Annotated in this window: 24 protein-coding genes, 1 tRNA gene and 1 pseudogene; 7 read left to right on the forward strand and 19 right to left on the reverse strand. The window is 39.9% G+C overall.

Annotation, left to right across the window (positions count from 1 at the left end; translation table 11 throughout):
• Positions 1-4: 4 nt before the first annotated feature.
• The 11 genes from ACH8JV_RS01425 to ACH8JV_RS01475 all read right to left on the reverse strand — a co-directional run bounded on the left by ACH8JV_RS01425 (position 5) and on the right by ACH8JV_RS01475 (position 9,176).
• Complete coding sequence (locus ACH8JV_RS01425) at positions 5-457, reverse strand: DUF962 domain-containing protein (protein WP_396519327.1); 453 nt, start codon at positions 455-457, stop codon at positions 5-7.
• Positions 458-1,030: 573 nt separating this feature from the next.
• Positions 1,031-1,648 (reverse strand): septal ring lytic transglycosylase RlpA family protein, encoded by a 618-nt coding sequence (locus ACH8JV_RS01430; protein ID WP_002052473.1) that lies wholly within the window; start codon positions 1,646-1,648, stop codon positions 1,031-1,033.
• A gap of 290 nt (positions 1,649-1,938) precedes the next feature.
• Entirely contained in the window at positions 1,939-2,940 is a 1,002-nt protein-coding gene (mltB, locus tag ACH8JV_RS01435) for a lytic murein transglycosylase B (RefSeq protein WP_396519329.1), read from the reverse strand.
• 19 nt (positions 2,941-2,959) lie between these two features.
• Positions 2,960-4,102 carry a rod shape-determining protein RodA gene (rodA, locus tag ACH8JV_RS01440; protein ID WP_019457155.1) on the reverse strand — a complete coding sequence of 381 codons (1,143 nt, stop codon included), beginning with the start codon at positions 4,100-4,102 and terminating at the stop codon, positions 2,960-2,962.
• Between the two features lie 126 nt (positions 4,103-4,228).
• The gene (locus tag ACH8JV_RS01445) at positions 4,229-4,879 is read right to left on the reverse strand and encodes a hypothetical protein (RefSeq protein ID WP_004700442.1); all 651 of its coding nucleotides are present in this window, start codon (positions 4,877-4,879) and stop codon (positions 4,229-4,231) included.
• A gap of 23 nt (positions 4,880-4,902) precedes the next feature.
• Positions 4,903-5,715 carry an NADPH-dependent 7-cyano-7-deazaguanine reductase QueF gene (gene queF / locus ACH8JV_RS01450; protein ID WP_396478454.1) on the reverse strand — a complete coding sequence of 271 codons (813 nt, stop codon included), beginning with the start codon at positions 5,713-5,715 and terminating at the stop codon, positions 4,903-4,905.
• Positions 5,712-6,485, reverse strand: coding sequence for an ABC transporter permease (locus ACH8JV_RS01455; protein ID WP_077165428.1), 774 nt, complete (start codon positions 6,483-6,485; stop codon positions 5,712-5,714). The genes queF and ACH8JV_RS01455 overlap by 4 nt, the downstream gene beginning before the upstream one ends.
• Complete coding sequence (locus ACH8JV_RS01460) at positions 6,482-7,417, reverse strand: ABC transporter ATP-binding protein (RefSeq protein WP_004700452.1); 936 nt, start codon at positions 7,415-7,417, stop codon at positions 6,482-6,484. The genes ACH8JV_RS01455 and ACH8JV_RS01460 overlap by 4 nt, the downstream gene beginning before the upstream one ends.
• A gap of 117 nt (positions 7,418-7,534) precedes the next feature.
• A tRNA-Arg gene (locus tag ACH8JV_RS01465) sits at positions 7,535-7,611 on the reverse strand.
• A 101-nt stretch (positions 7,612-7,712) separates the two neighbouring features.
• A complete protein-coding gene (locus tag ACH8JV_RS01470) occupies positions 7,713-8,336 on the reverse strand; it encodes a hypothetical protein (protein WP_396478457.1) in 624 nt (207 codons plus the stop codon).
• Between the two features lie 153 nt (positions 8,337-8,489).
• Positions 8,490-9,176: a 3'-5' exonuclease gene (locus ACH8JV_RS01475; RefSeq protein WP_396478459.1), complete on the reverse strand. Its 687-nt coding sequence runs from the start codon at positions 9,174-9,176 to the stop codon at positions 8,490-8,492.
• 247 nt (positions 9,177-9,423) lie between these two features.
• On the opposite strand from ACH8JV_RS01475, the gene ACH8JV_RS01480 reads away from it, so the two are divergent.
• Positions 9,424-10,653, forward strand: a complete 1,230-nt coding sequence (locus tag ACH8JV_RS01480) for an alpha/beta fold hydrolase (RefSeq protein WP_396478461.1) — start codon at positions 9,424-9,426, stop codon at positions 10,651-10,653.
• A gap of 108 nt (positions 10,654-10,761) precedes the next feature.
• On the opposite strand, the pseudogene ACH8JV_RS01485 reads toward ACH8JV_RS01480, so the two are convergent.
• Positions 10,762-10,839, reverse strand: a pseudogene (locus ACH8JV_RS01485) (hypothetical protein); the annotation flags it as partial.
• A 60-nt stretch (positions 10,840-10,899) separates the two neighbouring features.
• Here ACH8JV_RS01485 and glyA point away from each other — a divergent pair.
• Positions 10,900-12,153 (forward strand): serine hydroxymethyltransferase, encoded by a 1,254-nt coding sequence (gene glyA, locus ACH8JV_RS01490; RefSeq protein WP_191028968.1) that lies wholly within the window; start codon positions 10,900-10,902, stop codon positions 12,151-12,153.
• Positions 12,154-12,197: 44 nt separating this feature from the next.
• Here glyA and adeH read toward each other — a convergent pair whose 3' ends face one another.
• Genes adeH through adeF form a run of 3 tightly spaced genes read right to left on the reverse strand, consistent with a single transcriptional unit; the run spans position 12,198 to position 18,067 of the window.
• The gene (gene adeH, locus ACH8JV_RS01495) at positions 12,198-13,646 is read right to left on the reverse strand and encodes a multidrug efflux RND transporter outer membrane subunit AdeH (protein WP_396519331.1); all 1,449 of its coding nucleotides are present in this window, start codon (positions 13,644-13,646) and stop codon (positions 12,198-12,200) included.
• Between the two features lie 11 nt (positions 13,647-13,657).
• Complete coding sequence (adeG, locus tag ACH8JV_RS01500) at positions 13,658-16,837, reverse strand: multidrug efflux RND transporter permease subunit AdeG (RefSeq protein WP_396519333.1); 3,180 nt, start codon at positions 16,835-16,837, stop codon at positions 13,658-13,660.
• Positions 16,838-16,843: 6 nt separating this feature from the next.
• Complete coding sequence (adeF, locus tag ACH8JV_RS01505; RefSeq protein WP_396519335.1) at positions 16,844-18,067, reverse strand: multidrug efflux RND transporter periplasmic adaptor subunit AdeF; 1,224 nt, start codon at positions 18,065-18,067, stop codon at positions 16,844-16,846.
• 197 nt (positions 18,068-18,264) lie between these two features.
• On the opposite strand from adeF, the gene ACH8JV_RS01510 reads away from it, so the two are divergent.
• From ACH8JV_RS01510 to ACH8JV_RS01530, 5 genes are all read left to right on the forward strand, one after another.
• The gene (locus tag ACH8JV_RS01510; protein ID WP_396519337.1) at positions 18,265-19,293 is read left to right on the forward strand and encodes a LysR family transcriptional regulator; all 1,029 of its coding nucleotides are present in this window, start codon (positions 18,265-18,267) and stop codon (positions 19,291-19,293) included.
• Positions 19,294-19,469: 176 nt separating this feature from the next.
• Positions 19,470-20,255: an ABC transporter substrate-binding protein gene (locus tag ACH8JV_RS01515; RefSeq protein ID WP_002049251.1), complete on the forward strand. Its 786-nt coding sequence runs from the start codon at positions 19,470-19,472 to the stop codon at positions 20,253-20,255.
• A gap of 91 nt (positions 20,256-20,346) precedes the next feature.
• Entirely contained in the window at positions 20,347-21,036 is a 690-nt protein-coding gene (locus tag ACH8JV_RS01520; RefSeq protein ID WP_311086896.1) for a histidine ABC transporter permease HisQ, read from the forward strand.
• Positions 21,033-21,746 (forward strand): ABC transporter permease, encoded by a 714-nt coding sequence (locus ACH8JV_RS01525; RefSeq protein ID WP_065709337.1) that lies wholly within the window; start codon positions 21,033-21,035, stop codon positions 21,744-21,746. Before ACH8JV_RS01520 ends, ACH8JV_RS01525 begins: the two co-directional genes overlap by 4 nt.
• A 9-nt stretch (positions 21,747-21,755) precedes the next feature.
• The gene (locus tag ACH8JV_RS01530) at positions 21,756-22,532 is read left to right on the forward strand and encodes an ABC transporter ATP-binding protein (protein WP_013197223.1); all 777 of its coding nucleotides are present in this window, start codon (positions 21,756-21,758) and stop codon (positions 22,530-22,532) included.
• Positions 22,533-22,607: 75 nt separating this feature from the next.
• On the opposite strand, the gene abeS is transcribed toward ACH8JV_RS01530, so the two are convergent.
• The 4 genes from abeS to ACH8JV_RS01550 form a co-directional block, all read right to left on the reverse strand.
• Positions 22,608-22,937 carry a multidrug efflux SMR transporter AbeS gene (abeS, locus tag ACH8JV_RS01535; protein WP_003650669.1) on the reverse strand — a complete coding sequence of 110 codons (330 nt, stop codon included), beginning with the start codon at positions 22,935-22,937 and terminating at the stop codon, positions 22,608-22,610.
• Between the two features lie 245 nt (positions 22,938-23,182).
• The gene (locus ACH8JV_RS01540) at positions 23,183-23,434 is read right to left on the reverse strand and encodes a YfhL family 4Fe-4S dicluster ferredoxin (protein WP_267530801.1); all 252 of its coding nucleotides are present in this window, start codon (positions 23,432-23,434) and stop codon (positions 23,183-23,185) included.
• 2 nt (positions 23,435-23,436) lie between these two features.
• Complete coding sequence (gene yegQ, locus ACH8JV_RS01545) at positions 23,437-24,807, reverse strand: tRNA 5-hydroxyuridine modification protein YegQ (RefSeq protein WP_396519340.1); 1,371 nt, start codon at positions 24,805-24,807, stop codon at positions 23,437-23,439.
• A gap of 56 nt (positions 24,808-24,863) precedes the next feature.
• Positions 24,864-26,330: a PLP-dependent aminotransferase family protein gene (locus ACH8JV_RS01550; protein ID WP_396519588.1), complete on the reverse strand. Its 1,467-nt coding sequence runs from the start codon at positions 26,328-26,330 to the stop codon at positions 24,864-24,866.

Raw genomic sequence — 26,330 nt, forward strand, 5'->3', positions numbered from 1 at the left:
AAAATTATTGAGTAATCAATTTATTTTGGCGACTTTTCCACTTAGGTAATATTTTTGCAAGATAGGCATCCATACACCAGACTGGGCCAATCAATAAAAATTGTAAATCTTTAAAGAAGGAAGGTTTTTTTCCTTCAACTTTATGTCCGTAAAATTGTCCAATCCAAGCAATTACAAAAAGAGCAATATAAAATCCCACCCCTACAGGTAAGACATAAATAAGCCAAGCCATCACAACGAGAAGTGCAGTCATTGCTACTGCAAGTACAAGATCGAGTCGAGCATAGAAAATTAGAGTCAGTACAATGAGTAAAGCAGTGAGTAAGGCGCTAAAGTGGGCAATGATTCCGATAATAGAAAATAAAATAGCGGGAACGCATACCCAGTGGATTTTTTTATTTGTTGGATTTTGATGACTTTCACTATATTCATCAAACCATTCATCAATAGATTTCATAGACCTTGTTCTCCGTGTCTAATTTTGAGTCATTCTTTTTATGTCTATATTTTATCCTGTTGTTAGGTGGATAGACAAGAAAGTCGCAAACTTCCTTCTCGTTCATTTATGTATCTTTAAAAATTTAATGACTCATTGTTTGGAAAAACAGGAGGGAAAAAGTTCAAAGTTGGACTTAAAAAAGAGCGAGATTTATTTAAGGAAAATCAGGTTAGTTATTTTTGGATTTTGAAGTGAGGAAATGACCCAGAAAAGCACTTTTTTATGAGAAGTGGGAAAATAATAGAAAAAGACTCAACTCAACTTGTCTTAAAACGCGATAAATAGCTCTTTTTAGACTAAAGTGGTACTAGGGTAGCGTAATTTTTTTAAAATGGCTGTAATCGAAAAATATAAGCAAAAAAAGATGGGTAAGAAAATGATGTGTTTTTGGGTTAAAAAATAATCAATTTTGTAATTGGAAAATGAGTAGAAACATAAAATTTTTGAACATAATTTTTTTATCGTGAACTCCAAAAATTAAAAAGCCACAAATTAAATTGTGGCTTTTTCATGAACTCTAGGAGTAAGCGCTTATGAAGTAGGACCGTCTACACGTTCAATACTTACTTTTGCAGTGCCTGCATTGGTAATACCAAGGCGTTTTGCTGCACCGTATGATAAATCAAGTACACGATTTGCATGGAATGGACCACGGTCGTTTACTTTTACAACCACACTTTTACCATTGTCTTTGTTTGTAACACGGATATAACAGTTCAATGGCAGACTACGGTGAGCAGCAGTAAGTGCATTCATGTCGAATGTTTCACCACTTGCAGTTTTACGACCGTGAAATTGACGACCATACCAAGATGCCATGCCAGTTTGGCTAAACTTACGAACAGTATTTGAAGCTACTGTGTTAAGTTTTTCAATCACTGAAGGCTCATCTTCAGGGATTTCAATTTTAGCTGCGATAGCTTGACGACGAATTTGATCGCCAGAACGTTCAGTGATTGAAAGACTGTTAATGTTAGAAAAACGAGAATTAAAGCTTTGAGTATCTTTACTCAACACACGGGCAGCTAAATTAGCATTTGGGCCATCTACATCACTGTTTAATGATGATGACTGCATCATTTCAGCGTGCAGCGGGGCCATACTTAAACTAGCCGTCAGTGCAAGAATGTATTTCAGCGATAACTGCATTTATATAAACTCCTGAGAACATGCTCTTTTTCTTTTAGCCGGCAGGCTAAAAATTGAAGTGAACATGCCTAATTATTCACTTTTGCAATTGCTTGATTGGGGTGGATAATATTCATCGCTTACGGAGAGTGTCTAGTCTTTAACGAGAAATAGTTACAAAAAGGGCAAAAACTTACAGTTTTAGATTAAAAAATAACCAAATATGTAACAAGGTATTTAAAATGTGTGTATTGTGATCGATTTAACAAAAATATTTATTGACTTTTACATAAACTAATCAAAAAGCTAGCCTATCGGCTAGCTACTTCTGTGCCTAACAACCATACAGCAGTCGCATACATTCGGCTTTTGTTATAAGTCGTAATTACTTGAAAATTCGGATAGGTTAAATAATAAATTGGACCATTATAGTCTTGTAATTGAATAACATTTACCATATCTAGGTCATCAATTTTAACTAAAGGGTTTAATGGAGAAATCCCTTGATTTTTAAGTACGCCATATGGAGAAGGTTGGGTCAGGTCTTTAGCAATAATACTTTCTGGATTTGAACCTGTGTAACGTGCCATAAAACCAATCGGCTGATCGCGCTGCCATCCTTGTTTTGCTAAGTAATTTGCGATTGACCCAATCGCATCTTCCGCAGAGTTTCGTAAATCAATGTGGCCGTTACCATCAAAATCGACTCCATATTTACTAATATTGCTTGGCATAAACTGTGGATAGCCAATTGCTCCAGCATAAGAGCCAACAATACTACTAGTTGGGTAGCCTTCTTTATACGTCCATGCAATCAGAGCAGCTAATTCATCACTGAAATAATCAGCACGGCGCGGATAGCCAAACGCTAATGTCGCAAGCGCGTCACGAGTGATGAAAGAACCTTTATTGGCTCCATATCCTGTTTCAACACCTAAAATACCCAAAATGACAGCTTGAGAGACACCAAATTGCTGTTCAGCTCGGTTAAGTGCATCTGCATATTGGTTTTTAAAACGGACACCACGCTGAATAGTGCCTTCAACTAAAAACATAGAGCGATAGTCGTACCAAGGCTTACTTTCACCTGGGCGAGTCATAATATTTATAATGTTTGGTAAATTTTTTGCACCGCTCATTGCGGCATCAATTTGTACACTACTTAGACCATAAGTGTTCATGGCTTTTTGTTTAAAATTTAAATAATTAGGATCATTTACAAAATCATTGGCCTGAGCAAAATGACTTGTGCTCACTAGGCCAGTACACAAGGCGAGTACTTTTAAAGTTTTATTAACAAATTGAGACAACATATCTTTTTAAAATTCCAAATTATCGATGTGTATGAATAGACATAACTAAACCAAAAGTGGCCATTAAAGTAATAATAGCGGTACCGCCATAACTCATAAAAGGCAAAGGAACACCCACTACAGGTAAAATACCACTGACCATTCCTGCGTTTACAAATACATAAACAAAAAAAGACAAACCAAAGGCGCCAGCAACCAAGCGGCCATAATTATGAAAGCTCTGTAAACCAATTTGGAATGTTCTAAAAATAATAGCTGAATAAAGAATAACTAATATAAGTACGCCAATCAGGCCAAATTCTTCGGAATAAGCCGCAATAATAAAGTCAGTATGACCTTCGGGTAAAAAGTGTAAATGTGACTGCGTACCTTCAAGAAAGCCTTTACCTGAGAAACCACCAGAACCAATAGCTGTTTTAGATTGAATAATGTTCCAGCCCGTTCCTAATGCATCTGCTTCTGGGTCAAGTAGTGTTAGAACCCGTTGACGTTGATAGTCGTGTAAAAGAAATTCCCACGCAATTGGAATAACAATAGCAGCACAGGCTGCTGCTGCGCCGATCATACGCCAAGATAGACCACTTAAAAATAGTACGAAAATACCACTCGCTAATACGAGTAGGGATGTTCCTAAGTCAGGTTGTTCTGCAATCAGTAGAAATGGAACACCAATTAACATTAATGATAAAACAACTTGAGAAAAGCTAGGGGGAAGTGGTTTGCGTGCTAAAAACCATGAAATCATCATTGGCATGCCAATTTTCATGAATTCACTGGGTTGCACACTTCCGAAACCCGGAATATCGATCCAGCGTTTAGCCCCCATACGAACTTCACCAAAGACCATAACTCCAATTAAGGAAAATAGTGCAAATAAATAAAAGTAGGGTGAAAAAGCTTGATAAACCTTAGGGGGAATTTGAGCAAGACCAATCATGACTAAAAAGCCAATACCAAAGCTCATGGCCTGTTTACTGACTAAGCCTACATCTTGCGCAGATGCACTATATAGTACCGTTAAACCTAACAGAGCATTTAGGAATAAAAATAGGCATAACCAAGGGTCAATATGAAGTTGCTGCCAGCGTGATGGTTGCATGGCAGTACTAAGACCATCTCGAGGAGCTTGGCGTAAAAATTTATATTGTGGACTAGGAGACATGCGGCTTTAACTAGGTCAATCAGTGCTTGGCGCATGCTAACATAAACCTGATTTATGGCAATGTATATCAATATTTTGCAATAAAAAAACCTGGCTCTCGCCAGGTTTCCGATAGTCTATTTTCTATTAGTTAAAGAATAGACCATCATGATATTCAGCCATCGCTTTTAGTTCAGTGCGATTTAAACTTGGAATGAGTTTATCGATCGCGATATGAACCGCTTTAGTAACAGCAGCAGCACCAATATCGGCTGCTTTACGCTTAATCATGCCTAAATCTAGTGTCTTGTTAAAATCAGACATAAAGTGTCTAACCATAGCATCGCCAAACTGCTTATATAGTTCCGCTAATGCTGCTTTATTAATGTCATTACCTGCTTGAAGCTCAGCAAAATTATGCTTCAAATTAGTCACTAAGCTAGCATCTAAAGCTACACCAACTTTATATTGACCTTGTGGATCTTTAAATAAGCTTTTCTCTGAAAACTCAACTGACTGTTTAACAACGTCATTTGGTGCTTTACTGAGTAATTGCTTTAAAAGTACGGCAACTGTAGATTTGACATAACCAGCAAGTTTTTCGGCAGTATCTCTTTTTTCACTCGCTGGGAAATGTTGTACTAACTGAATCAGTACATTATCAATAATTTCTTCATTGAGTTGTAAAGCAATTTTGTCTCGAAGTGGATATAGCGGTTCACTAGAATTTTTATTCGCAATTCCAGTCTGCATATCGTTCAATAAGCCTTCAGAAGGGGTAAAACCAAAAAACGGCATGGTGTATCCTCAAATTATTCGTTTTATTGTCGTGCCAATCGAATCGGTTTTGGCATCCATGATAGATCCGATACTCGGCAAGGATTGATATCAAGTCCACCGCGGCGAGTATAAGTTGCATAAACCATCAGCTTTTCAGGTTGCAAATTTTGCCAAACATCTGCAAAGATTTGCTCAACACACTGTTCGTGGAAACCGTTATGCTGACGGTACGAGATAATATAAGCTAAAAGACTACGATAACAAGGTTTTTTGCCCTTAAAACGGATAAAAACTGTACCCCAATCAGGTTGTCCCGTGACTGGACAGTTACTTCTCAAAAGATGAGAATACAGTTCAATTTCAACTTCTTCACCAGACTCATCTAATTTTAAAAGCGATGCATCGGGATGTTGTTCTAAACGTTCAGGTGTTAGATCATCAATACAAATACCTTGTGGCTTGGAAATATCGAGATCATCTACTTGAAATAGCGTTAGCTCAACTTTTGCGCCTGCCGCAGCCGATAAATCTTTTTCAACTGTTTCAATGAATAACGCTTTAGAGTCAAACTGAGTGAAGTTAAGACTATTGAAGTAAAGTTTTAATGACTTTGATTCAATCAAATTTGGTGAAGAAGCTGGCAGGGTAATTCTACCAATAGCAACCTGCGGAATACCGTCCGAGTTTAACCAAGATATTTCAAAAACATGCCACCAATCTTTACCTTGGGTAATGCCTTCAATATGTGAATAGTTTTCACGAGATTGAGCACGTGCGATTGGAAATAACACATCGGGTTGATAGCTGGTTGGATACTGGGTTTCTTTACCCAATAAAGACTGTTCGACACTCATTCACGCATTCCTGAACCACGAGCAAGTAAATAGTAAGCAACTCCGTAAAGTACAACACAACATAATGTCACAACGATTAAAGAGAACGTAACGTTCACGTCGCTATGACCTAAAATGCCAAAACGGAAAGCATTAACCATATACACAATAGGATTAATTAAAGAAAGTTTTTGCCAAAAAGGACCAAGTGCACTAATGGCATAAAACACACCACCTAAGTAGGTGAGTGGAGTAAGTACAAATGTTGGAATAATAGAAATATCATCAAAAGATTTTGCATAGACCGCATTAATAAAGCCGCCTAAGGAAAATAAAACAGATGTAATTAAGACTGTATATATAGTTACGAACCAGTTATGTATAAAAAGGTCAGTAAAGAACATACTCATCGCGGTAACAATGGCCCCAACTAGAACACCACGACAAATACCACCAATGACATAGCCCCATAAAATAATATGTAATGGCACAGGGCTCATAATGAGCTCTTCAATGCTTTTTTGGAATTTCACACTAAAGAAACTGGAAGAAACGTTCGCATAACTGTTGGTAATAACAGCCATCATGATTAGGCCAGGCACAATAAACTGCATGTAGCTTACGCCGCCCATTTGTCCAATACGTGAGCCAACCAAATTACCAAAAATGACAAAATACAAGCTCATGGTAATCGCAGGTGGTAATAAGGTTTGGGGCCAAATGCGAAGAAATCGGCGTACTTCTTTACGAACTAAAGTCCAGAGGGCAATTTGCAGTTGGTTAAAGTTCATTTTGCCTCTCCTTCAAGATTTTTCTCAACCATTTTGACAAATAGCTCTTCAAGGCGATTTGATTTGTTACGCATACTACGAACACGAATGCCTTGTGACTCTAAAAGTTGGAATAAGTCATTTAATGTATGTGCCTTATCCATTGTTACTTCTAAAGTGCTGCTATCAATTAAATTGAACTTCACACCAATAATATTTAACTGGAGTGGGGCAATCGGTTCTGCCAAATCGAAAATAAAAGATTCTTCACTCAGCTGGTTTAAGAAACTTTTCATGCTGGTATCTTCTTTGATAACACCACGGTCAATGATAGCAATTTGACGACACAACATTTCTGCTTCTTCGAGATAATGTGTAGTCAAAATAATAGAAGTACCGCTTTCGTTCATTTCGGTTAGAAAATCCCACATAGAGCGGCGTAATTCAATATCTACACCAGCAGTAGGTTCATCTAAAATAAGAAGTTTAGGCTCATGCATCATGGCGCGGGCAATCATTAGACGGCGCTTCATACCACCAGACAGCATACGTGCTTGTATATTGCGTTTTTCCCACAAGCCAAGTTTTTCTAAATAATGTTCGGCACGTTTTTCGGCAATCTTTTTGTGAATGCCGTAATAGCCAGCTTGAGTGACTAAAATATCGAATGCTTTTTCAAACTGCCCAAAGTTAAATTCTTGAGGAACAACGCCAAGCTGTTGTTTTGCCAAGGATGGATGAGTGTCGAGATTATGCCCAAAAATCTCAACTGTTCCTGAGGTCTTTTTTGTGAGGGAGCTGATAATACCAATGGTTGTTGATTTGCCGGCACCATTTGGGCCTAACAACGCATAAAATTCACCTTCAGGCACAGTGAGGTTAATACCTTTTAACGCCTGAAAACCATTACGATATGTTTTGGACAAATCTTTTAATACCAAAGCATCAGTCATGAAATTCTCACATTATGAAAGAGGGGTATATTTTGAGCGATAATGATTAATAAACCAAGTAAAATAGTCGGAATTTTATGAAATTGGGATAAATTTATGAAGTTATTATATATAAATTGGTGCGCCCGGCGGGGATCGAACCCACGACCCCAGGCTTCGGAAACCTGTACTCTATCCAACTGAGCTACGAGCGCACATGTGTGGGGCACATCATAGGAAAAAAACACTGGTAGGTAAAGCACGAAATACGTACCAAGTGAGTTTAATGCTTAATTAAACAGCAGCTTGTTCTATTTTAGACGCGTTGTTGAATAAGCTGAATTGAATAATTAATAGAATGAAGCGTATGTGCTAGCTCACGAGGAGGAATACGTGACTCCTGTAAACTGGTAATCCATTGCATTTGGCACATTTTAAGTTCTTGAAGCGTTTTTATTTGCTCTATTTTGTGAATAAGTGGTTTTGCCATAAGGCCACAGTACTGGCTCAAGCTTTGTTTCATTAATAGTTGTATTTCTTCAAAAGACAGTTGTTGAACTGGAATAGATGGCTGGCCATTTTCTATATTTGAAGACGTCTCAGATGTTGAGTGAGGAATCTGAATTTCTCCAACTAAATCATTATTTTTATTCTCATCAATATTTTTCTGATGTACTTCTTTAGTCGTTACAGATGACTCTGGGGGAGATATTTGTTCGGTCAACTCTAAATAACTTTCGTTAGAAGTAGCAATGAGTTTTAAATCAATGAGCTGTTGAATTAGCTCTGGTGGGGCAATCCGTTTCTTAAACTCGGGATCGAGGCTTTGAAAATCTTCATGGTCTATTAATAGAAGTAAACGTCTTTGTTTTGCATTTAACGTGATATTACGTTGTTGAAGCGCAACTCTTCCCAAATTGGTTCTATAAAAACCAGACATTGTATTTCCCCAATATAAAAAATGAAGCAGCCTGTTTGAATTTTTCTATCAAACAGTACTGTTCTTAATAAAATATAAATGGGGTTAACGATAAAACTCAAAAATGACAATATGATGAAGAATTTATGAATATCATCTATTTAAGTTAAGTCTTTAAAATGCGCTTTCTAGAGCCTTACGTAAATAGACATCTAGCTCGTCTTGACGTAGAAGCCATTGAATATAGTCTTTTGGCAGTTCAGAAATTGCCGTACCTTTATGCTTGCCAAAATTAATAGTCGTGGGGATGCGGGCTTCTTCAGAAACTTGGTAAAGCTCTTCAATATCTTGAATATTTAAATGATAGATAATATGCATCAAAATATTGGCAGTTAAAATAATGTCCGCATCGGCACGGTGTGCACCTTTGAGTAATTCTCGCGCTTTACTGCTGCCTTGAGAAATCATATAAATGAGAGCCGAAATATTATGAGCTTCAGCATCTGGCCAAGCTTTACGTGCTAAAGCTAGAGTACAAATCGGTTTGATATGAGATACATCAACGCCACAACGAGCAATGGCAGCAATATCATAATCAATGTTATGACCAATAATATAAGTCGTGCTATCAGGTAATTTAAAGGTTTTATAGTGAGGCTGGTTTTCTAGGTCAGACTCCAAGATGTGGTGGACCGCCATTGCAGCATAAGAGATCGGAGCTCCCACCTGATAGAGTTGATCAAACAATTTGCTTTTATCTAAAGTGAGTTTACCCACATTAAGTTCAATGGGAGCGTATGCAATTTCAATAGGCAAACCATTTAGTGTATGAGTTTCTGTATCTAAAATAATGGCTTGCATCTTTTGAACCTTTAAACAATTACAAGTAACCATCAATGTTAACAGTTGGCTATCTACTTTAAAACATGGAGTAAGGCTAGATGAGCTATCAAATGCAATTTATGTTAAAAAAGTAGAAAATTTAGCTGCTCATTTTGATTAAATATCACTTGCGAAAAATGAAGATTAGGCGTAATTGTTTGTAAGACATTTAAAATGTTCATTAAAAAGTAAAGCACAACAAAAATCGAATTTAAGGGATATATCAATGAAAATGAAACTGTTCATGACCAGTGTTCTTAGTACAAGTTTATTGTTGACGGCATGTGGAGATGGAAGTAGTGATGACAGTCCGGCAACTACTGATCCATCTGGTGCACCAGCCAATAATATTCAAAACCCAGTGGTTAAGGTAGATGCTTATACAAGTACTAACTTAGGATCAGTTGCTGCTGAAAGTAGTATTTTAACTTATAAAATGTTAGGTCAAAGTGGGCAAGAGGTTCAGGCAACCAGTTTAGTATTTACACCAACGACACCACCACCAGCAGGCGGTTGGCCAATTGTGGTTTGGGCACATGGCACGACGGGGGTTGCAGATGCATGTGCACCGAGTAAATCGGCATTAACAGACAGTACTAAAGATTTAATTAGTAAACTTCTTGCGGCAGGTTATGTAGTGGTTGCTCCAGATTATGAGGGCTTAGGAACCGCAGGCATACATCCATTCTTAAATGTTAAAAGTGAAGCTTATTCAATTACTGACGCCGTGGTTGCAACACGCAATTATTTATCTCAGCGTAATTTATTGACTTCGAACAAATGGGTCACCGTAGGTCACTCCCAGGGTGGGCATGCTGCATTGGGCGCTGCACAATATGCAAGCCGTGCACAGCTAAACTATAAAGGTACGGTAGTGGTAGCTCCAGCTTCTAATTTGGGATTCATTTTAACTGCAGGAGAACAAGCTGTTGCCAATGCAACTTTGGATAAAAAGATTCCGATGTATGCACAGCTTGATACATATACTGCTTTAGTTACAGCGGGTATTCGAAATACACAGCCAAGCTTTGATTACTCACAGGTATTTACTTCACAAACAGCAAGTACTGCACAGCAGGCAGAAACGATTTGTGCAGGGCCATTGGGCCAAGCCTTGGCAGTTAATATGCAAACCTACGCAGCAACACATGGCGGCACACTAGATGGTTTTACGCGTACACAACCTAACTTTATGGCTGTGCCAACCGTAAAAACATTCTTAGATAAAGATTCTCAACCTCTGCAGACAAAAGTATCTACCCCAATTATTATTTATCAGGGGTTAGCTGATACAACGGTTCCTAAAGTAGCGACTGATATTTTGATATCTAATGCCACTGTCGTGGGCACAAAAATTAATAGCTATGTAACGGGTAACTGGGACCATGAGACGGCTATGAGCAATAATGTAGATAACATTGTTGGGAATGTGCAAAACTTGTTGTCAGCTCAATAAGAGTAGTTGATATTTAAAGTTTTTTTGTTGTTTAGAGAAGTTAAATTTAACTTTAGAAAATTATTAAATAAAAGCTTTTTAAGTGTTTATAAATTATTTTAGATTTGATGGCTCATTTTTTATAAAAATTGAGCCATTTTTATTTAAAACTGAGCTAACTTGATTCTGTTTAATTATAAAGTTCATGCTACAATATGCCGCAATCTTAGCACGGCTTAAAAGCCCTAATTTATAGGACCCCCGCTAATGTTTGCCAATATTTCCATTTCTGAATTTGATCCAGAATTAGCTCAAGCTATTGCTTCTGAAGGTGAGCGTCAAGAAGCACATATCGAGTTAATTGCATCTGAAAACTATTGCTCTCCTGCTGTGATGGAAGCGCAAGGATCAAAACTTACTAACAAATACGCAGAAGGTTATCCAGGCAAACGCTATTATGGCGGTTGCGAGTATGTAGACGTTATTGAGCAAATGGCGATTGATCGTGCTAAAGAACTTTTTGGTGCCGATTACGCAAACGTTCAACCACATGCTGGTTCACAAGCTAACTCTGCTGTTTATTTAGCACTTCTTAACCCAGGCGATACAGTTTTGGGTATGAGCTTGGCTCACGGTGGTCACTTGACTCACGGTGCAAAAGTAAGCTTCTCTGGTAAAACTTATAACGCTGTTCAGTATGGTTTAAACTCTGAAACTGGCGAGATCGATTACGAAGAAGTTGAACGTTTAGCGTTAGAGCACAAGCCACGTATGATCGTTGCTGGTTTCTCTGCTTATAGCCGTGTTGTAGATTGGCAACGTTTCCGTGACATCGCGGACAAAGTTGGCGCTTACCTTTTTGTTGATATGGCTCACGTTGCAGGTCTTGTTGCTGCTGGAGTATATCCAAACCCAGTTCAAATTGCTGACGTAACGACAACGACGACTCACAAAACACTTCGTGGTCCACGTTCTGGTTTAATCCTTGCGAAAGCGAATGAAGAAATCGAGAAAAAACTTCAATCAGCTGTATTCCCTGGTAACCAAGGTGGTCCATTAATGCATGCGATTGCTGCTAAAGCAATCTGCTTCAAAGAAGCAATGTCTGATGACTTTAAAGCTTACCAACAACAAGTTGTGAAAAATGCTCAAGCAATGGCTGAAGTATTAATCGCACGTGGTTATGATGTTGTTTCTGGCGGTACAGACAACCACTTATTCTTGTTATCTTTAATCAAACAAGACGTAACTGGTAAAGATGCTGATGCTTGGTTAGGTGCTGCTCACATTACTGTGAACAAAAACTCAGTTCCAAATGACCCACGTTCTCCATTTGTGACTTCTGGTATCCGTATCGGTACTCCAGCAGTAACAACTCGTGGTTTTGGTGAAGCTGAAGTTCGTGAACTTGCTGGTTGGATCGCTGACGTGATTGACAGCAAAGGTGACGAAAAAGTTATTGCTGATGTAAAAGCGAAAGTTGAAGCTGTTTGTGCAAAATTCCCTGTATATGCAAAATAATTTGTATGTATAAAAAAAAGCGCCGTAAGGCGCTTTTTTTTATATCAATTATTCCAACCCCCACCTAAAGCACGGATTAAGTTTACACTTGCAATGATTTGGCCACCTTTCAGCTGGGCTGCCAATTGTTCTTGTTGCAAAATAGTCCGGTCGGAGTCAATCACATCAAGATAGCTAATCGCACCTTCTCGATAACGTAAATGAGACAATTGATTTGCATGGCGAGACGATGAGAGTGCTTGGTTTTGAGCCTGAATTTGCTGATCGAGAATTCTTTGATCAGATAAACCATTTTCAACTTCACGAAATGCGTTTAGTACAGTTTGTCTATAGTTGGCGACGCTTTCTTCATAAGCTGCTCGTGCTTGAGCAACGCCTGCTTTACGTTGTCCGCCATCAAATAATGGTAAAGACAAAATAGTGCCTGCGACTGGACCAAGCAAGAATGTACGGCTCGACCATTTACCCAACTCGCTTAAACTTGAAGATTCATAACCTAAGGCACCCGTTAGATTAACTTTCGGGAAAAAAGCTGCACGGGCAATTCCAATACGCGCATTATCTGCTGCCATAGCACGTTCAGCAGCGGCAATGTCAGGTCGTCTTTCAAGTAAACTTGAAGGTAAACCAGCTGGAAGACGAAGACTATTTGCAGTTAAAGGTTGAACAGCCAAGCTAAAGTCAGCTGGTGTTTTGCCTAATAATACTGCAAGCGCATGCTCTGCATTGGCTCTACTACGAGCAATGTTCAGTGCATTGGTTTGAGCTGTTGCAAGTTCAGTTTGTGCACGAGAAACATCTAATTCACTGACCAAACCATTCTTAAATCGGGTTTGAACGAGATCTCGTGTCTCACCAAGTAACTTAATAGTACGAGTATAAATTGCTTGTTCAGCATCAAGTTGGCGAATGAGAAAATAACCTTGTGCAACATCTGCTTGTAAGGCTAAAAGTGCCGACTGATATAAAGCTTCTTGCTGTTGTAGATCCGCTGTTGCTGCATTAACACTACTGGCGATACGACCAAATAAATCGAGCTCATATGAAACATTGGCTTGAGCACGCCATAAGGTTTGTGCAGATGTATGGGCATTGTCATCTAAACCCAATGAAGCAGGAGAGGGTTTTTGACGAGTTGGGCCAAAGCCAGCACCAATACTTGGCAAACGTTCAGCTTGTGCTGCCGAACGTATTGCACGTGAAGCCTGAATATTGGCTGCCACCGCTTTAAGATTTTGGTTGCCGGCAATCGCTTGTTGTTCTAGCTCGTTCAATTGAGCATCATTAAAAACACGCCACCATTCACCTCGAACTTGTTGGTCGGCAGGTTGGGCAATTTTCCAGTTGTTATCTTCAAGTTTAGGGTCTGACTCTTTAAATTTGACAGGAACTATCACTTTTGCAGGTTGATATTCTGGAGCCAAAGAGCAGCCTGCAAGGAGCAGGCTTCCCATGAGTGAGGACAATAACAAGCTTTGTTTTGCTGTAGTCATCAATGTCCTCCTTAATGATCATGTGGGGTGGATAAAGGCGCTTCATGAACTGCCGCCGAATGCAATTTATGTTTGCTGTTCAGTGTACGAATCAGGACATAAAAGGCAGGAGTCAGGAATAAACCAAAGAAAGTTACCCCGATCATTCCGAAGAACACTGCAACACCCATGGCATGACGCATTTCAGAACCTGCGCCAGTTGAAGTAACCAATGGGACTACACCCATAATGAATGCAATAGACGTCATTAAAATTGGACGTAAACGAAGACGACTTGCTTCAACGGCTGCTTTAAAAGCAGTTGCTCCTTGCATTTCGAGTTCCCGCGCAAATTCAACAATCAAAATGGCATTTTTACAGGCCAGCCCGACCAGTACCATCAGACCGATTTGGGTAAAGATGTTGTTATCTCCACTGGTGAGCCAAACCCCAGTGAGGGCAGCTAAAATTCCCATCGGCACAATTAAGATGACTGCTAAAGGTAAAGTTAGACTTTCATATTGAGCGGCTAAAACTAAGAACACCAGTAATACACTAATTGGGAATACCCAGAGTCCTGCATTACCAGCCAAGATTTTTTGGTAAGTTAAATCTGTCCATTCAAACTTAATACCACGTGGTAGAGTTTGTGCAGCAATACGTTCAACTGCAGCTTCTGCTTGGCTAGATGAATAACCCGGTGCAGGGCCACCGTTAATATCGGCTGATGTGTAACCGTTATAACGAACTACCATTTCTGGACCATAGGTTTGAGTTACATTCACCAATGAAGATAATGGCACCATTTGTCCCGCACTGTTGCGAGTTTTAAGCTGTAAAATATCTTCAGGGTTAGCACGGAAAGGGGCATCTGCCTGTGCTCGAACCTGATAAACACGTCCAAAGCGGTTAAAGTCGTTAACGTACTGAGAACCTAAATAAATCTGCATGGTGTTGAAAACATCTGTCACAGCAACACCTTGCTGTTTAGCTTTTACACGATCCAAATCTACGTTTAGTTGAGGCACATTAATTTGATAACTTGAGAACATTGGGCCAAGTTCAGGAGCTGATTGTGCTGCTTTCATAAAGTTTTGAGCAGCATCATTCAAGGCTGAATAGCCTAAGGCACCTCGGTCTTCAAGTTGAAGTTTAAAGCCGCCCATAGTTCCTAAGCCCATTACGGGTGGTGGTGGGAAAACCGCAATATAAGCATCTTGAATAGCTGAGTATTTCTGGTTGAGCGCACCAGCAATTGCATTTGCAGATAAGTCTTTAGCCTTACGTTCATCGAATGGCTTTAAGGTCACAAAGACAATACCGGCACTTGAGCTGTTGGTAAAACCATTAATTGATAGGCCAGGGAAGGCAACTGCACTTTCTACACCAGGCTGTTTAAGAGCAGTGTCACTCATTTTACGAATGACAGCTTCGGTACGATCTAAAGACGCGCCATTTGGTAATTGAGCAAAGCTAATCAAATATTGTTTGTCTTGAGCAGGTACGAAGCCACCCGGAACAATATAAGAAATACCAACGGTTAAACCTAGAAGTGCAGCATATACACCCATTGCCGATGCTTTATGAGAGATAACACGACTTACGCCTTTACCATAGTTGTTTGACGCTCTGGTAAATACGCGGTTAAACAGTGCAAAGAAACGTCCGAATACACGGTTCATAAGGCGTGTTAATGCATCAGGTTTGGCGTCATGTCCTTTTAGTAACATGGCTGCTAAAGCAGGAGATAGAGTAAGGGAGTTAAATGCCGAAATAACAGTTGAAATGGCAATGGTCATGGCAAATTGTTTATAAAATTGCCCTGTTAAGCCTGTCATAAAGGCAAGAGGTACGAATACGGCAACGAGCGTTAAAGCAATCGCAATAATCGGTCCGCTCACTTCTCGCATCGCGCGATAAGTTGCATCTCTTGGGCTTAAGCCTGCTTCAATATTCCTCTCGACATTTTCGACGACGACAATAGCGTCATCGACCACAATCCCGATGGCAAGTACCATCCCGAACAGTGAAAGTGCATTGATTGAGTAACCAAAAGCAAGCATGAGCGCGAATGTACCAATAATTGAAACTGGTACGGCAAGTAATGGAATGATTGAAGCACGCCATGTTTGTAAGAATAAAATAACAACCACAACAACCAGTGCAATCGCTTCAAGCAAGGTATGAACAACCGCTTTAATACTGGCACGTACGAACTGAGTCGGATCGTAAACAATGTCGTATTTAATTGAAGATGGGAAATCTTTTGAAAGTTCTTTCATCGTGCTACGCACTTGATCAGAAACTTGCAAAGCATTAGCGCCTGGCGCTTGGAAAATTGGAATGGCAACCGCTTGTTTATTATCGAGTAATGAACGTAAGCCATATTGTGAAGCTGCAAGTTCAACACGAGCAACATCACCTAAGCGAGTGACAGCGCCATCTGGTGCAGTTTTTAAAATGATATCTGCGAATTCTTGCTCAGTGGTTAAACGACCTTGAGCGTTCACTGAAAGTTGTAGAGGAGAATTTGTTGGCGATGCACCAATGGTACCTGCTGCAACTTGAATGTTTTGTTCGCGGATTGCACTCACAATTTCAGTGGCTGTGAGATTACGTTGCGCTACTTTTTGTGGGTCGAGCCACACACGCATTGCGTAGTCACCCGAACCAAATAAACCGACTTCACCTACACCTTGTAAACGAGCCAAGCGGTCTTTTACGTTGAGCACCGCGTAGTTACGCAAGTAGGTCATGTCATAGCGATTATCTGGTGAAGTCAGATGCACAACCATGGTTAAGGTAGGTGAACTTTTTAACGTAGTGACACCTAAACGCTGTACGTCTTCAGGTAAGCGAGGCATGGCCTGAGACACACGGTTTTGAACCAATTGCTGAGCTTTGTCTGGGTCAATACCAAGCTTAAAGTTCACCGTAATGGTTAAGTTACCGTCACTGTTTGCCTGAGACTGCATATACAGCATGTCTTCAACGCCGTTGATGGATTCTTCAAGCGGAGAAGCAACAGTTTCAGCAATGACTTTCGGGTTTGCACCCGGATATTGAGCACGTACCACCACAGATGGTGGAACAACTTCGGGGTATTCCGAAATCGGTAATTTAAATACCGACAGTAAACCGGCAAGTAAAATCAGTACTGATAACACACCAGCAAAGATCGGCCGATCAATAAAAAATTTAGAAATATTCATATGTGATTAACCTTTTGCCGGAGTTGATGTTTTATCTGTTGGCTGAGGTTGAGGAGGAGTAGTGCTGCTCGCAGTAATTTGTGCGTTTGGCATTGGAACAAGATGAGGTGTAACAGGGTCACCCGGACGAATCCGCTGTAAACCATTTACCACAATACGATCACCCGCTTGTAATCCGCTATTCACGATTTGCAAGCCATCTTGTTGGGCACCGAGTTTTACTTCGCGGTAAGCAGTTTGATTTTTCGCATCAACTACTACGACAAAACGTTTATCTTGATCGACTCCAACTGCGGTTGGGCTAATCAAAATTGCTGAACGAGGTTGACCACCACCTAAACGGATGCGTGCATATAAACCCGGCAATAAAACTCCGTTTGGATTGTCAAAGGTTGCGCGGACACGAATCGTACCTGAGGTGGTATTTAAGTTATTGTCGATTGAATTGATCGTACCTTCGCGAGTAAAACCTGTTTCATTGGCAAGTCCCATATAGACAGGAACTTGTGCTGAGTTACGCTGGTTGCTGATGTATTTTAGGTAAGTTTGTTCATCAACATCGAAAGATGCGTATAGGCGTGATACTGATACTAAACTTGTTAAAACCTGTGCGCCGTTACCTGCAGAAACCACATTACCAACGGTTACTTCGGCGCGGGAAATTCGGCCGTTGACTGGTGCAGTAATACGAGTGTATTCCAGATTTAAACGTGCAGATTGAACGGCTGCTCTAGCGGCTTGAAGGTTAGCATTGGCTGATCGTGCATCATTTTCTGCCAAATCTAACTCTTGGCGAGAAACAGCATTACTCTGAATTAAACGTTGAATACGAGAAAGGTTAGAACCCGTATAGGTTACTTGTGCCTCAGCCGAAGCAAGTTGAGCTTTGGCTCGATTGAGTTCTGCTTCGAAAGGACGCGGGTCAATGGTAAATAGTAAATCGCCTTTTTTAACCAGACTGCCATCTTTGAAGTGTACGGAAATGAGTTTACCTGAAACCTGTGGCCGAATATCGACTTGATCGATTGCTTCTAAGCGACCGGAATATTCTTGCCAATCGGTAATGGTTTTGCTGATGACATTAGAAATATCAACAGTTGCAGCTTGTTGGGCACTGGTCTGTGCAGCTTTTGCATCGGCATTTTCATGTAAAAACATAAAACTGCCCCCTGTAGCCAAAATGGCGACAAAGATGGCAGACAGTGCGAACTGTTTGCGAGAAAATGACATGAGGTGCTCCTAGTTATTTGGATACCTGTTTTCAGACTTTTAGTTTTGGTCCGTATGGGAGAAACAGGGTTTATGGGATGGACGGAGCATAAAAGTTTGTCAATCACGAATAAATATATTAAATTCGATAACACTATTCGTATTTTTATAACAATTGATGTGTTTGATTAAATAAATGCATTGATAGGAGTGTGCGTGTGGATCTATTTCATGCGATGAAAGTCTTTAACAAAGTTGTCGAAACAAATAGTTTCAGTTTAGCGGCTGACAGTTTAGGCCTACCGCGTGCTTCTGTAACGACAACCATTCAGGCTTTAGAGAAACATTTACAAGTTCGCTTATTAAACCGAACCACCCGTAAACTCAGTCTCACACCAGATGGTGCGGTTTATTATGAACGTACTGCACGAATTTTAGCCGATGTCGAAGACGTTGAATCGACTTTTCATGATTCGGAACGAGGACCACGAGGCCGACTACGTATTGATGTTAAAGCTTCAATCGGGCGGTTGATTCTGATTCCGATGCTGTGTGATTTTCATGCCAAGTACCCCGATATTGATTTGGTGATTGGCATGAGTGATCGTCCAGTCGATTTAGTTCAAGATGCGGTGGACTGTGTCATTCGTATTGGTCAATTGAAAGATTCAAGTTTAGTTGCACGTCGTATCGGAACAATTCAGTGTGTGACAGTAGCTGCGCCACGTTACTTGATGGAACATGGCGAACCAAGAACCATTGAAGACTTACAAAAACATCAAGTGGTACATTATTTTAACAGCCGTACCGGACGCAATATTGACTGGGATTTTATGGTTGATGGGGAAATTCATAGCGTTGGTGTGAAAGGGCGCGTTTCTGTCAATGACGGTGATTCATATATTGATTTGGCAGTACAAGGTTTTGGCCTCATTCAATGTCCATATTATATGGTGGCAAAACATTTAGAGTCTGGTGCTCTTAGAGAGGTGTTGACTGAATGGTTACCTGCGCCTATGCCAATATCAGTCGTTTATCTACAAAACCGTCATTTATCGCCTAAAGTCCGTGTATTTGTCGATTGGGTAGCCGAATTATTTGCAGGTTGTCCATTGCTGAGTGGTTGTTCAATGTCATTAGATCAAAAATGTGAATTTGCCAGTGCCAAAGAACATAACCATGAATACACCATTCGGACATTGGTTGAAAATGAAAATATGGCAGAGGCTTACACACTCAAAAACTAAATTAAAATTTGAGTGATTTTTCAACATTTAATGAGGTAATACGATCAGCTGTTTTGATAGTTTCATAAATCCTTAATTTACTGGTATAGAAATTGCAATTATTTCGGTAGAAGAGTAATTTAGAAATTGCTCAAGTTTTTTATCACCTTATTTGGATTTTAAGGAGAAGCTTCAAGATGGCAAGCTTTATGAAAAAAATGTTCGTTTCAACAACCTTGGTTTTGGCTGCTGTTGCAACGAATGTTCAAGCAAAGGATTGGAAGGTGATTCGTTTTGGTACTGAGTCGTCTTATGCTCCATTTGAATATAAAACACCAGATGGCAAGTTAACTGGTTTTGATGTTGATTTGGGTAATGCAATTTGTGCAAAACTCAAAGCTAAATGTGTTTGGGTTGAAAACTCTTTTGACGGAATGATTCCGGCACTTAAAGCGAAAAAATTTGATGGCATTCTTTCATCAATGACGGTGACTGATGAACGTGCAAAACAAATTTTATTTAGTAGCAAAATCTACAATACGCCAACGCGTATGGTTGCAAAGAAAGGCTCACCGTTATTGCCAACGCCTACTTCATTGAAAGGTAAGCGTGTAGGGGTACAACAGGGCACAATTCAAGAAACATATGCTAAAACCTATTGGGCTCCAAAAGGTGTGAGTGTTGTACCTTATCCAACTCAAGACTTGATTTACCAAGACATGATGTCTGGTCGTTTGGATGCAACTTTACAAGATGCAATCATGGTTGATGGCGCTTTCTTAAAACAACCAAAAGGTAAAAACTTCAGTTTTGCTGGTGGCAATGTGGTTGATGTCAAAACACTAGGTGTAGGCGCAGCTATTGGTTTACGCAAAGAAGATGCAGATTTGAAAGCGAATATTGACAAAGCTTTAGCTGCAATCATTGCTGATGGCACATACAAGAAACTCGAGAAAAAATACTTCTCTTTTAGCATTTACTAATGATGTGAAAAATGTCGGCTGAGTGCCGACATTTTTAAATCTATTCTCATCTCATCAATATTAGATATTGTTTTTAAGGAGAAGATGAGTCATGTCTTTTTCTGGCTATGGGCCACTCCTTCTCAGCGGAACATGGATGACCATACAGCTTGCGCTGTTATCACTCTTGCTTTCTGTCATTATTGGCTTAATTGGTGCGAGTTCAAAACTCTCTAATATTAAAGCCTTACGTTATATTGCGACCGGCTATACCACGCTCATTCGTAGTGTGCCTGACTTAGTGATTATGCTGCTGTTATTTTATAGCTTGCAGTTGGGGCTAAACCAAATTACTGAAGCACTGCAAATGGACCAGATTGATATCAACCCGTTTGTGGCTGGTGTGATTACTTTAGCGTTCATTTATGGTGCATATTTTACCGAGACCTTTCGTGGTGCATTTCAATCGGTTCCAACGGGTCAAATTGAAGCAGCAATGGCCTATGGGATGACGCCGTGGCAGGTTTTTCACCGTGTATTATTCCCTCAAATGATGCGTTTTGCACTGCCTGGCATTGGTAACAACTGGCAAGTTTTGATTAAGGCGACCGCACTGGTTTCTATTATTGGCCTGACTGATATTGTAAAAATTACACAAGATGCGGGTAGAAGTACCATGCAACTGTTCTTTTTCAGCATCGTCGCTGCTGCCATTTATTTGGCAATTACCACCGTGTCCAACCTGATTTTAATGTGGCTTGAACGTCGTTATTCTGCTGGTGTAAGGAAGGGACAATTATGATTGAAATCCTTCAACAATATTGGCAGGCATACCTTTGGACCGATGGCCTACAAATGACCGGTGTCGCGATGACTGCTTGGTTATTGGTGCTTTCTATTGGTATTGGCTTTGTGCTTGCTGTGCCTTTATCACTTGCACGAGTATCAGAAAATCTTTGGTTGCGTGGTCCAGTTTGGTTGTTTACCTATGTTTTTCGTGGCACACCACTGTACATCCAACTGTTAATTATTTACTCGGGCATTTATAGCTTTGATTATGTCCATGAACATCAAGCACTCGATGCATTCTTTCGAGAGGGCATAAATTGCACCATTTTGGCATTCGCGCTCAATACTGGTGCATATACAACTGAAATCTTTGCTGGAGCGATTCGCTCTATTCCACATGGTGAGATTGAAGCCGCCCAAGCTTTTGGAATGTCAAAATGGAAACTCTACACACGTATTATCATCCCATCGATGTTACGCCGTGCTTTACCGTTTTATGGTAACGAAGTCATTTTGATGTTGCACGCGACAACCATTGCATTTACAGCAACTGTTCCTGACATTTTAAAAATTGCGCGTGATGTAAATGCTGCAACCTATGACACTTTCAATGCTTTTGGAATTGCCGCGGTGTTATATGCAGTGTTGGCATTTATTTTGATTTGGATATTTCGTAAATTGGAAAAACGTTGGTTGGCATTTTTAAAGCCATCGAATCATTAGGAGACATAAATGGAACACGTTGCAAAACTAGTGATTCGTGATTTACACAAAACATTTGGCGATCATGAAGTACTAAAAGGGATATCACTTGATGCAAATGCAGGTGATGTGATTAGTATTATTGGTTCATCTGGTTCAGGTAAAAGCACCTTGCTGCGTTGTATCAACTTTTTAGAACAACCGAGCAATGGCACCATTAAACTCAACGGTGAAAAACTACGCACTGTCTTTGATAAAAAAGGCAATTTAAAAGTGGTTGATCCAAAGCAACTCCAAAAAATGCGTACCCAACTGATGATGGTGTTTCAGCATTTTAATTTATGGTCACACATGACAGTGCTTGAAAATGTCATTGAAGGACCAATTCATGTGCTTGGGGTAAAACGTGCTGAAGCAGAAGAGTGTGCACGGAAATATTTACGCAAAGTTGGATTGCCTGAAAGTGTTGAGAATAAATATCCGGCATTTTTATCTGGTGGCCAGCAGCAACGTGTAGCAATTGCTCGTGCTTTGGCAATGGAACCGGAAGTGATGTTGTTTGATGAACCAACCAGTGCACTTGATCCGGAATTGGTGGGTGAAGTACTCAAGGTTATGCAGAGTTTGGCTGAAGAAGGCCGTACCATGATTGTGGTGACACATGAAATGGGCTTTGCACGTCATGTGTCTAATCAGGTGATTTTCTTGCATCAAGGGAAAATTGAGGAACAGGGCCATCCTGATGAAGTACTCAACAATCCGAAAAGTGAACGTTTAAAACAATTTTTGACGGGCAGTTTGAAATAAGCTGTTTATACCGAGTAAGGTGAAACTTTTTAAAAAAGGATTCGCATCTTACTCGGTTGCTTTTTTAATTATATTTTATAGATGAGTATTTTTAGAAAACACATTAATAATGATAATACCTGCAATCATTAAAGTAAGACCAATACAGGCCGCCAAATCTAAATGCTGTTTGTAAAATATCCAGCCAATTGCAGAAATTAAAATAATACCCGCGCCCGACCAAATGGCGTATGCAATTCCGATCGGAATCGTTTTTAGCGTAAGAGACAATAAATAAAAAGCAATTGCATAACCCACAACTGTAATGATGGATGGAATAGGAACAGTAAAACCTTGAGATGCTTTTAAAGCTGAAGTTGCAATGACTTCACAAGCAATCGCAATTGCTAAATAAAGATAAGACATGGGGAGCTGCGCCAGAATGAGTTTTAATCAATCTACATGAAATGTTGAAATGGTTTGGCAGTTTTAACGATTGTTTAATTTTTTTGGTACAAAATTACCAGTAAATCAAACTGAACTGATAAATTGATTTTATCACTAGCAAAGTGTTCTCAGCTATTTATTCATTTATCTAATCATTGATCTGTATAGTCATTTAAGAGGATCAGTGACTTTAGCTTGATCCTCCATAGACTTTTAAAGATAGATTAGCCGAGTAAATTTAACCCTTTAAATTTCTCTAGCAGTTGCTCTTTGTTCTCAATATGCGCAGGGTCTGTTTTTATGCAATCGATAGGGCAAACCGCCTTACATGTTGGTTCATCGTAAAAGCCTACACACTCGGTACAACGGTGTGGATCAATTTCATAAACTTTGCTCCCTTCAAAAATAGCGATGTTGGGGCATTCAGGTAAGCACATATCACAGTTGATGCAGTCACTGGTAATCAAAAGAGCCATGTTTAACTCGCTGAATAAGCCAATGTAGATGCGGTAATACTTTCTTTCGCATGAGGCAAATTGCGTACGAGTAGGGCATAACTGATATCAACATTTTGTGAGAGTGGAATTTCAACAAAATACCCCGAACCTTTAGCATCTGTAATCGGGTTACCTTTTAAATCACGCATTGCGGCTAAGGTAAAGGTGATGTTGCCTTGAGGCGTCATGAGTTCTAGTGAGTCGCCAACCACAAAACGGTTTTTAACTTCAATACGAATATAATCGCCGTGACGTTCTAAAACCTCTCCACAAAATTGTTGATAGTCAAAATGTGATGAACCATCAGCATAGTTTTGATATTCGCTATGGACATGACGTCTTAAAAAACCTTCGGTATAACCGCGATTTGCCAACCCTTCGAGCTGAGTCATTAAGCTTGGGTCAAATGGTTTGCCTGCTAAAGCATCATCAATGGCTTTTCGATAAATTTGAGCAGTACGCGCACAGTAAAAATACGATTTAGTACGGCCTTCAATTTTCAGTGAGGCAATGCCCATTTGGGTTAAACGATCTACATGCTGTACCGCACGTAAATCTTTAGAGTTCATAAAATAAGTACCGTGTTCATCTTCTTCGGCAGCAAACATTTCTTCATCATTACGTTGTACAAGCAAAGTTTGAGGCGAGGTTTTTTCTGATTGTGCTGATGAGCAGCAAGACTTTTCTGAGGTGTTGAGTTGAGTGACTGGAATCACATCGCCGTTTGCATCTTCTTGGGCTTCATGCAACTTATAGTCCCAACGGCAAGCATTGGTACAAGCACCTTGGTTGGCATCACGTTTGTTCATATAACCAGAAAGTAGGCAACGGCCTGAGTAGGCCATGCATAGTGCGCCATGTACAAAAACTTCGAGTTCAATGTCTGGTACGTGTTGCTGGATTTCTTCTATTTCTTCTAATGACAACTCACGAGATAAAATCACACGGCTTAAACCGTAATCTTTCCAAAATTTAACAGTGGCCCAGTTAATGGCATTGGCTTGAACAGATAGATGAATTTGTACTTCTGGAAAATGCTCACGCACCATCATAATTAAGCCTGGGTCAGACATAATAAGAGCATCTGGTTGCATCGCTATAATCGGTTCAAGATCACGAATAAAGTTCTTTAATTTGCTGTTATGAGGCTGAATATTCACCACAACATAAAACTTTTTACCCAAAGCATGCGCTTCATCAATTCCAATTTTTAAGTTGTCATGGTCAAAAGCATTGTTACGCACACGTAAACTATAACGTGGTTGGCCTGCATATACGGCATCTGCTCCATAGGCAAATGCATAGCGCATGTTTTTTAGTGAACCTGCGGGAGATAGGAGTTCGGTTTTCATAAAATAAAAGGCATAAAAAATATATGGTTTTATTTTATTAACTCTGTATTTTTGATTCAACCTACTGAATTAGTAGGGATTTGATCTAAATCTCTTTGCGTGGGTAGCATATTTTTTGCTAGTTCTCCTAAGCGCATCAAAGCATTTAACATTTTAGGATTTAATTCGAAACACGCAGCTATACGTAAGCAGTGACTAAAACGTTTATCAGCCGAGCACAAAATTCCCGGCATACATAAGATTTTTTCATCCATTGCTTGGTGAAAAAGTTCTAATGCATCAATAGATTCGGGTAGTTCTAACCATAAAATAAATCCTGCTTGCGGTCGACTGACTCGAGTACCGAGTGGAAAATAACGACATATATAAGATTTGATGGTGTCAATTTGTTGTTGATAGCGTTTTTTAAGATGCCTTAAGTGTAGATCGTAACCACCATTTTCTAAAAAAAGTCCCAACGTTTCTGTGAGTAAAGCTGGCTCGGCAACAGTGGTTGTAAATTTAAGCTGCTGCACAATATTACGAAAGCGCCCAGCTTCTAGCCAACCAATTCGATAGTCGGGTGCTACGGTTTTTGTATAGCTACCACATACCAAAACCCATCCATTTTGGTCAAATGCCTTAATGTTGGGTAAGAGGGGCTCAGTCAATTGCAATTCGGCATACATTGCATCTTCAATGACGGGAATTTGAAACTGATTAGCAAGCTCTGCTAAACGACGACGGTTACATTCAGGTATGCTAAAACCGAGAGGATTGTGTCCTGTGGGAATAGTTAATATGGCTTGTACACTTTTAGATTTTAACAGTTCTTCAAGAGCATCTAGGCACATACCTGTATGCGGCGAAGTCGGCACTTCTACAATTTTTCGGCCTAAATTATGAAGAAGCGGGTACAGGTTATGAAAAGTAGGAATCTCAAGAGCAATGCTGTCACCTGCTTGGGTGGTTGCCATAATCGCAAGACTCAAAGCTTCCATTGTGCCATGAGTCAGCACAATGTCATCTGCAGATAGAAACATGCCAAGCTGTAAGCCTCGCCTCGCAATTTGTGTACGTAAACGTATAGAGCCGGGCGGTAAAGTATAGCTTTTAAAAATATCCGGCTGTGTTCGTAAAACCTGAGCAGTTAAACGTTTTAAGCGTTCAATTGGATAGAAGTTTTCTCCGGTAGGACAAGCCAGAGCCAAATTGACATAGTCGGGCTCCATCTGTTTTTTAACAATTTGTGCGAGAAAACAGCTAATTCCTGAAAGAGATACTTTTTCTTCACTGACATAACGCTCTTCGAGCTCTAGTAAGTTTGAAGGTGCATGACAAACATAGTAACCAGACTGTGGACGAACTGAAATTAAACCTTGATCTTCAAGCTGACGATAAGCTTCTTTTACGGTGTTAATGCTGACCTGATAATGATTTGCGCATTCGCGAATTGATGGTAAGCGTGACCCAATAGGCTGCCTTCCATTCTGAATTTGCAGGGTGAGGTCATCACTCACTTTTTTATATTTGTACATGTCAAT

Source organism: Acinetobacter sp. ABJ_C5_2 (assembly GCF_044538485.1).
In the GTDB taxonomy this organism is placed as follows: domain Bacteria; phylum Pseudomonadota; class Gammaproteobacteria; order Pseudomonadales; family Moraxellaceae; genus Acinetobacter; species Acinetobacter nosocomialis_A.

What these genes read in the sequence shown, in the direction of transcription:
- adeG (WP_396519333.1), bottom strand. Translation starts at nt 16,837, where the DNA reads ATGAATATTTCTAAATTTTTTATTGATCGGCCGATCTTTGCTGGTGTG.
- ACH8JV_RS01460 (WP_004700452.1), bottom strand. Translation starts at nt 7,417, where the DNA reads ATGACTGATGCTTTGGTATTAAAAGATTTGTCCAAAACATATCGTAAT.
- ACH8JV_RS01540 (WP_267530801.1), bottom strand. Translation starts at nt 23,434, where the DNA reads ATGGCTCTTTTGATTACCAGTGACTGCATCAACTGTGATATGTGCTTA.
- ACH8JV_RS01520 (WP_311086896.1), top strand. Translation starts at nt 20,347, where the DNA reads ATGTCTTTTTCTGGCTATGGGCCACTCCTTCTCAGCGGAACATGGATG.
- ACH8JV_RS01430 (WP_002052473.1), bottom strand. Translation starts at nt 1,648, where the DNA reads ATGCAGTTATCGCTGAAATACATTCTTGCACTGACGGCTAGTTTAAGT.
- rodA (WP_019457155.1), bottom strand. Translation starts at nt 4,102, where the DNA reads ATGTCTCCTAGTCCACAATATAAATTTTTACGCCAAGCTCCTCGAGAT.
- glyA (WP_191028968.1), top strand. Translation starts at nt 10,900, where the DNA reads ATGTTTGCCAATATTTCCATTTCTGAATTTGATCCAGAATTAGCTCAA.
- adeH (WP_396519331.1), bottom strand. Translation starts at nt 13,646, where the DNA reads ATGACTACAGCAAAACAAAGCTTGTTATTGTCCTCACTCATGGGAAGC.
- mltB (WP_396519329.1), bottom strand. Translation starts at nt 2,940, where the DNA reads ATGTTGTCTCAATTTGTTAATAAAACTTTAAAAGTACTCGCCTTGTGT.
- abeS (WP_003650669.1), bottom strand. Translation starts at nt 22,937, where the DNA reads ATGTCTTATCTTTATTTAGCAATTGCGATTGCTTGTGAAGTCATTGCA.
- queF (WP_396478454.1), bottom strand. Translation starts at nt 5,715, where the DNA reads ATGAGTGTCGAACAGTCTTTATTGGGTAAAGAAACCCAGTATCCAACC.
- ACH8JV_RS01455 (WP_077165428.1), bottom strand. Translation starts at nt 6,485, where the DNA reads ATGAACTTTAACCAACTGCAAATTGCCCTCTGGACTTTAGTTCGTAAA.
- ACH8JV_RS01480 (WP_396478461.1), top strand. Translation starts at nt 9,424, where the DNA reads ATGAAAATGAAACTGTTCATGACCAGTGTTCTTAGTACAAGTTTATTG.
- yegQ (WP_396519340.1), bottom strand. Translation starts at nt 24,807, where the DNA reads ATGAAAACCGAACTCCTATCTCCCGCAGGTTCACTAAAAAACATGCGC.
- ACH8JV_RS01525 (WP_065709337.1), top strand. Translation starts at nt 21,033, where the DNA reads ATGATTGAAATCCTTCAACAATATTGGCAGGCATACCTTTGGACCGAT.
- ACH8JV_RS01475 (WP_396478459.1), bottom strand. Translation starts at nt 9,176, where the DNA reads ATGCAAGCCATTATTTTAGATACAGAAACTCATACACTAAATGGTTTG.
- ACH8JV_RS01470 (WP_396478457.1), bottom strand. Translation starts at nt 8,336, where the DNA reads ATGTCTGGTTTTTATAGAACCAATTTGGGAAGAGTTGCGCTTCAACAA.
- ACH8JV_RS01515 (WP_002049251.1), top strand. Translation starts at nt 19,470, where the DNA reads ATGGCAAGCTTTATGAAAAAAATGTTCGTTTCAACAACCTTGGTTTTG.
- ACH8JV_RS01425 (WP_396519327.1), bottom strand. Translation starts at nt 457, where the DNA reads ATGAAATCTATTGATGAATGGTTTGATGAATATAGTGAAAGTCATCAA.
- ACH8JV_RS01530 (WP_013197223.1), top strand. Translation starts at nt 21,756, where the DNA reads ATGGAACACGTTGCAAAACTAGTGATTCGTGATTTACACAAAACATTT.
- adeF (WP_396519335.1), bottom strand. Translation starts at nt 18,067, where the DNA reads ATGTCATTTTCTCGCAAACAGTTCGCACTGTCTGCCATCTTTGTCGCC.
- ACH8JV_RS01445 (WP_004700442.1), bottom strand. Translation starts at nt 4,879, where the DNA reads ATGCCGTTTTTTGGTTTTACCCCTTCTGAAGGCTTATTGAACGATATG.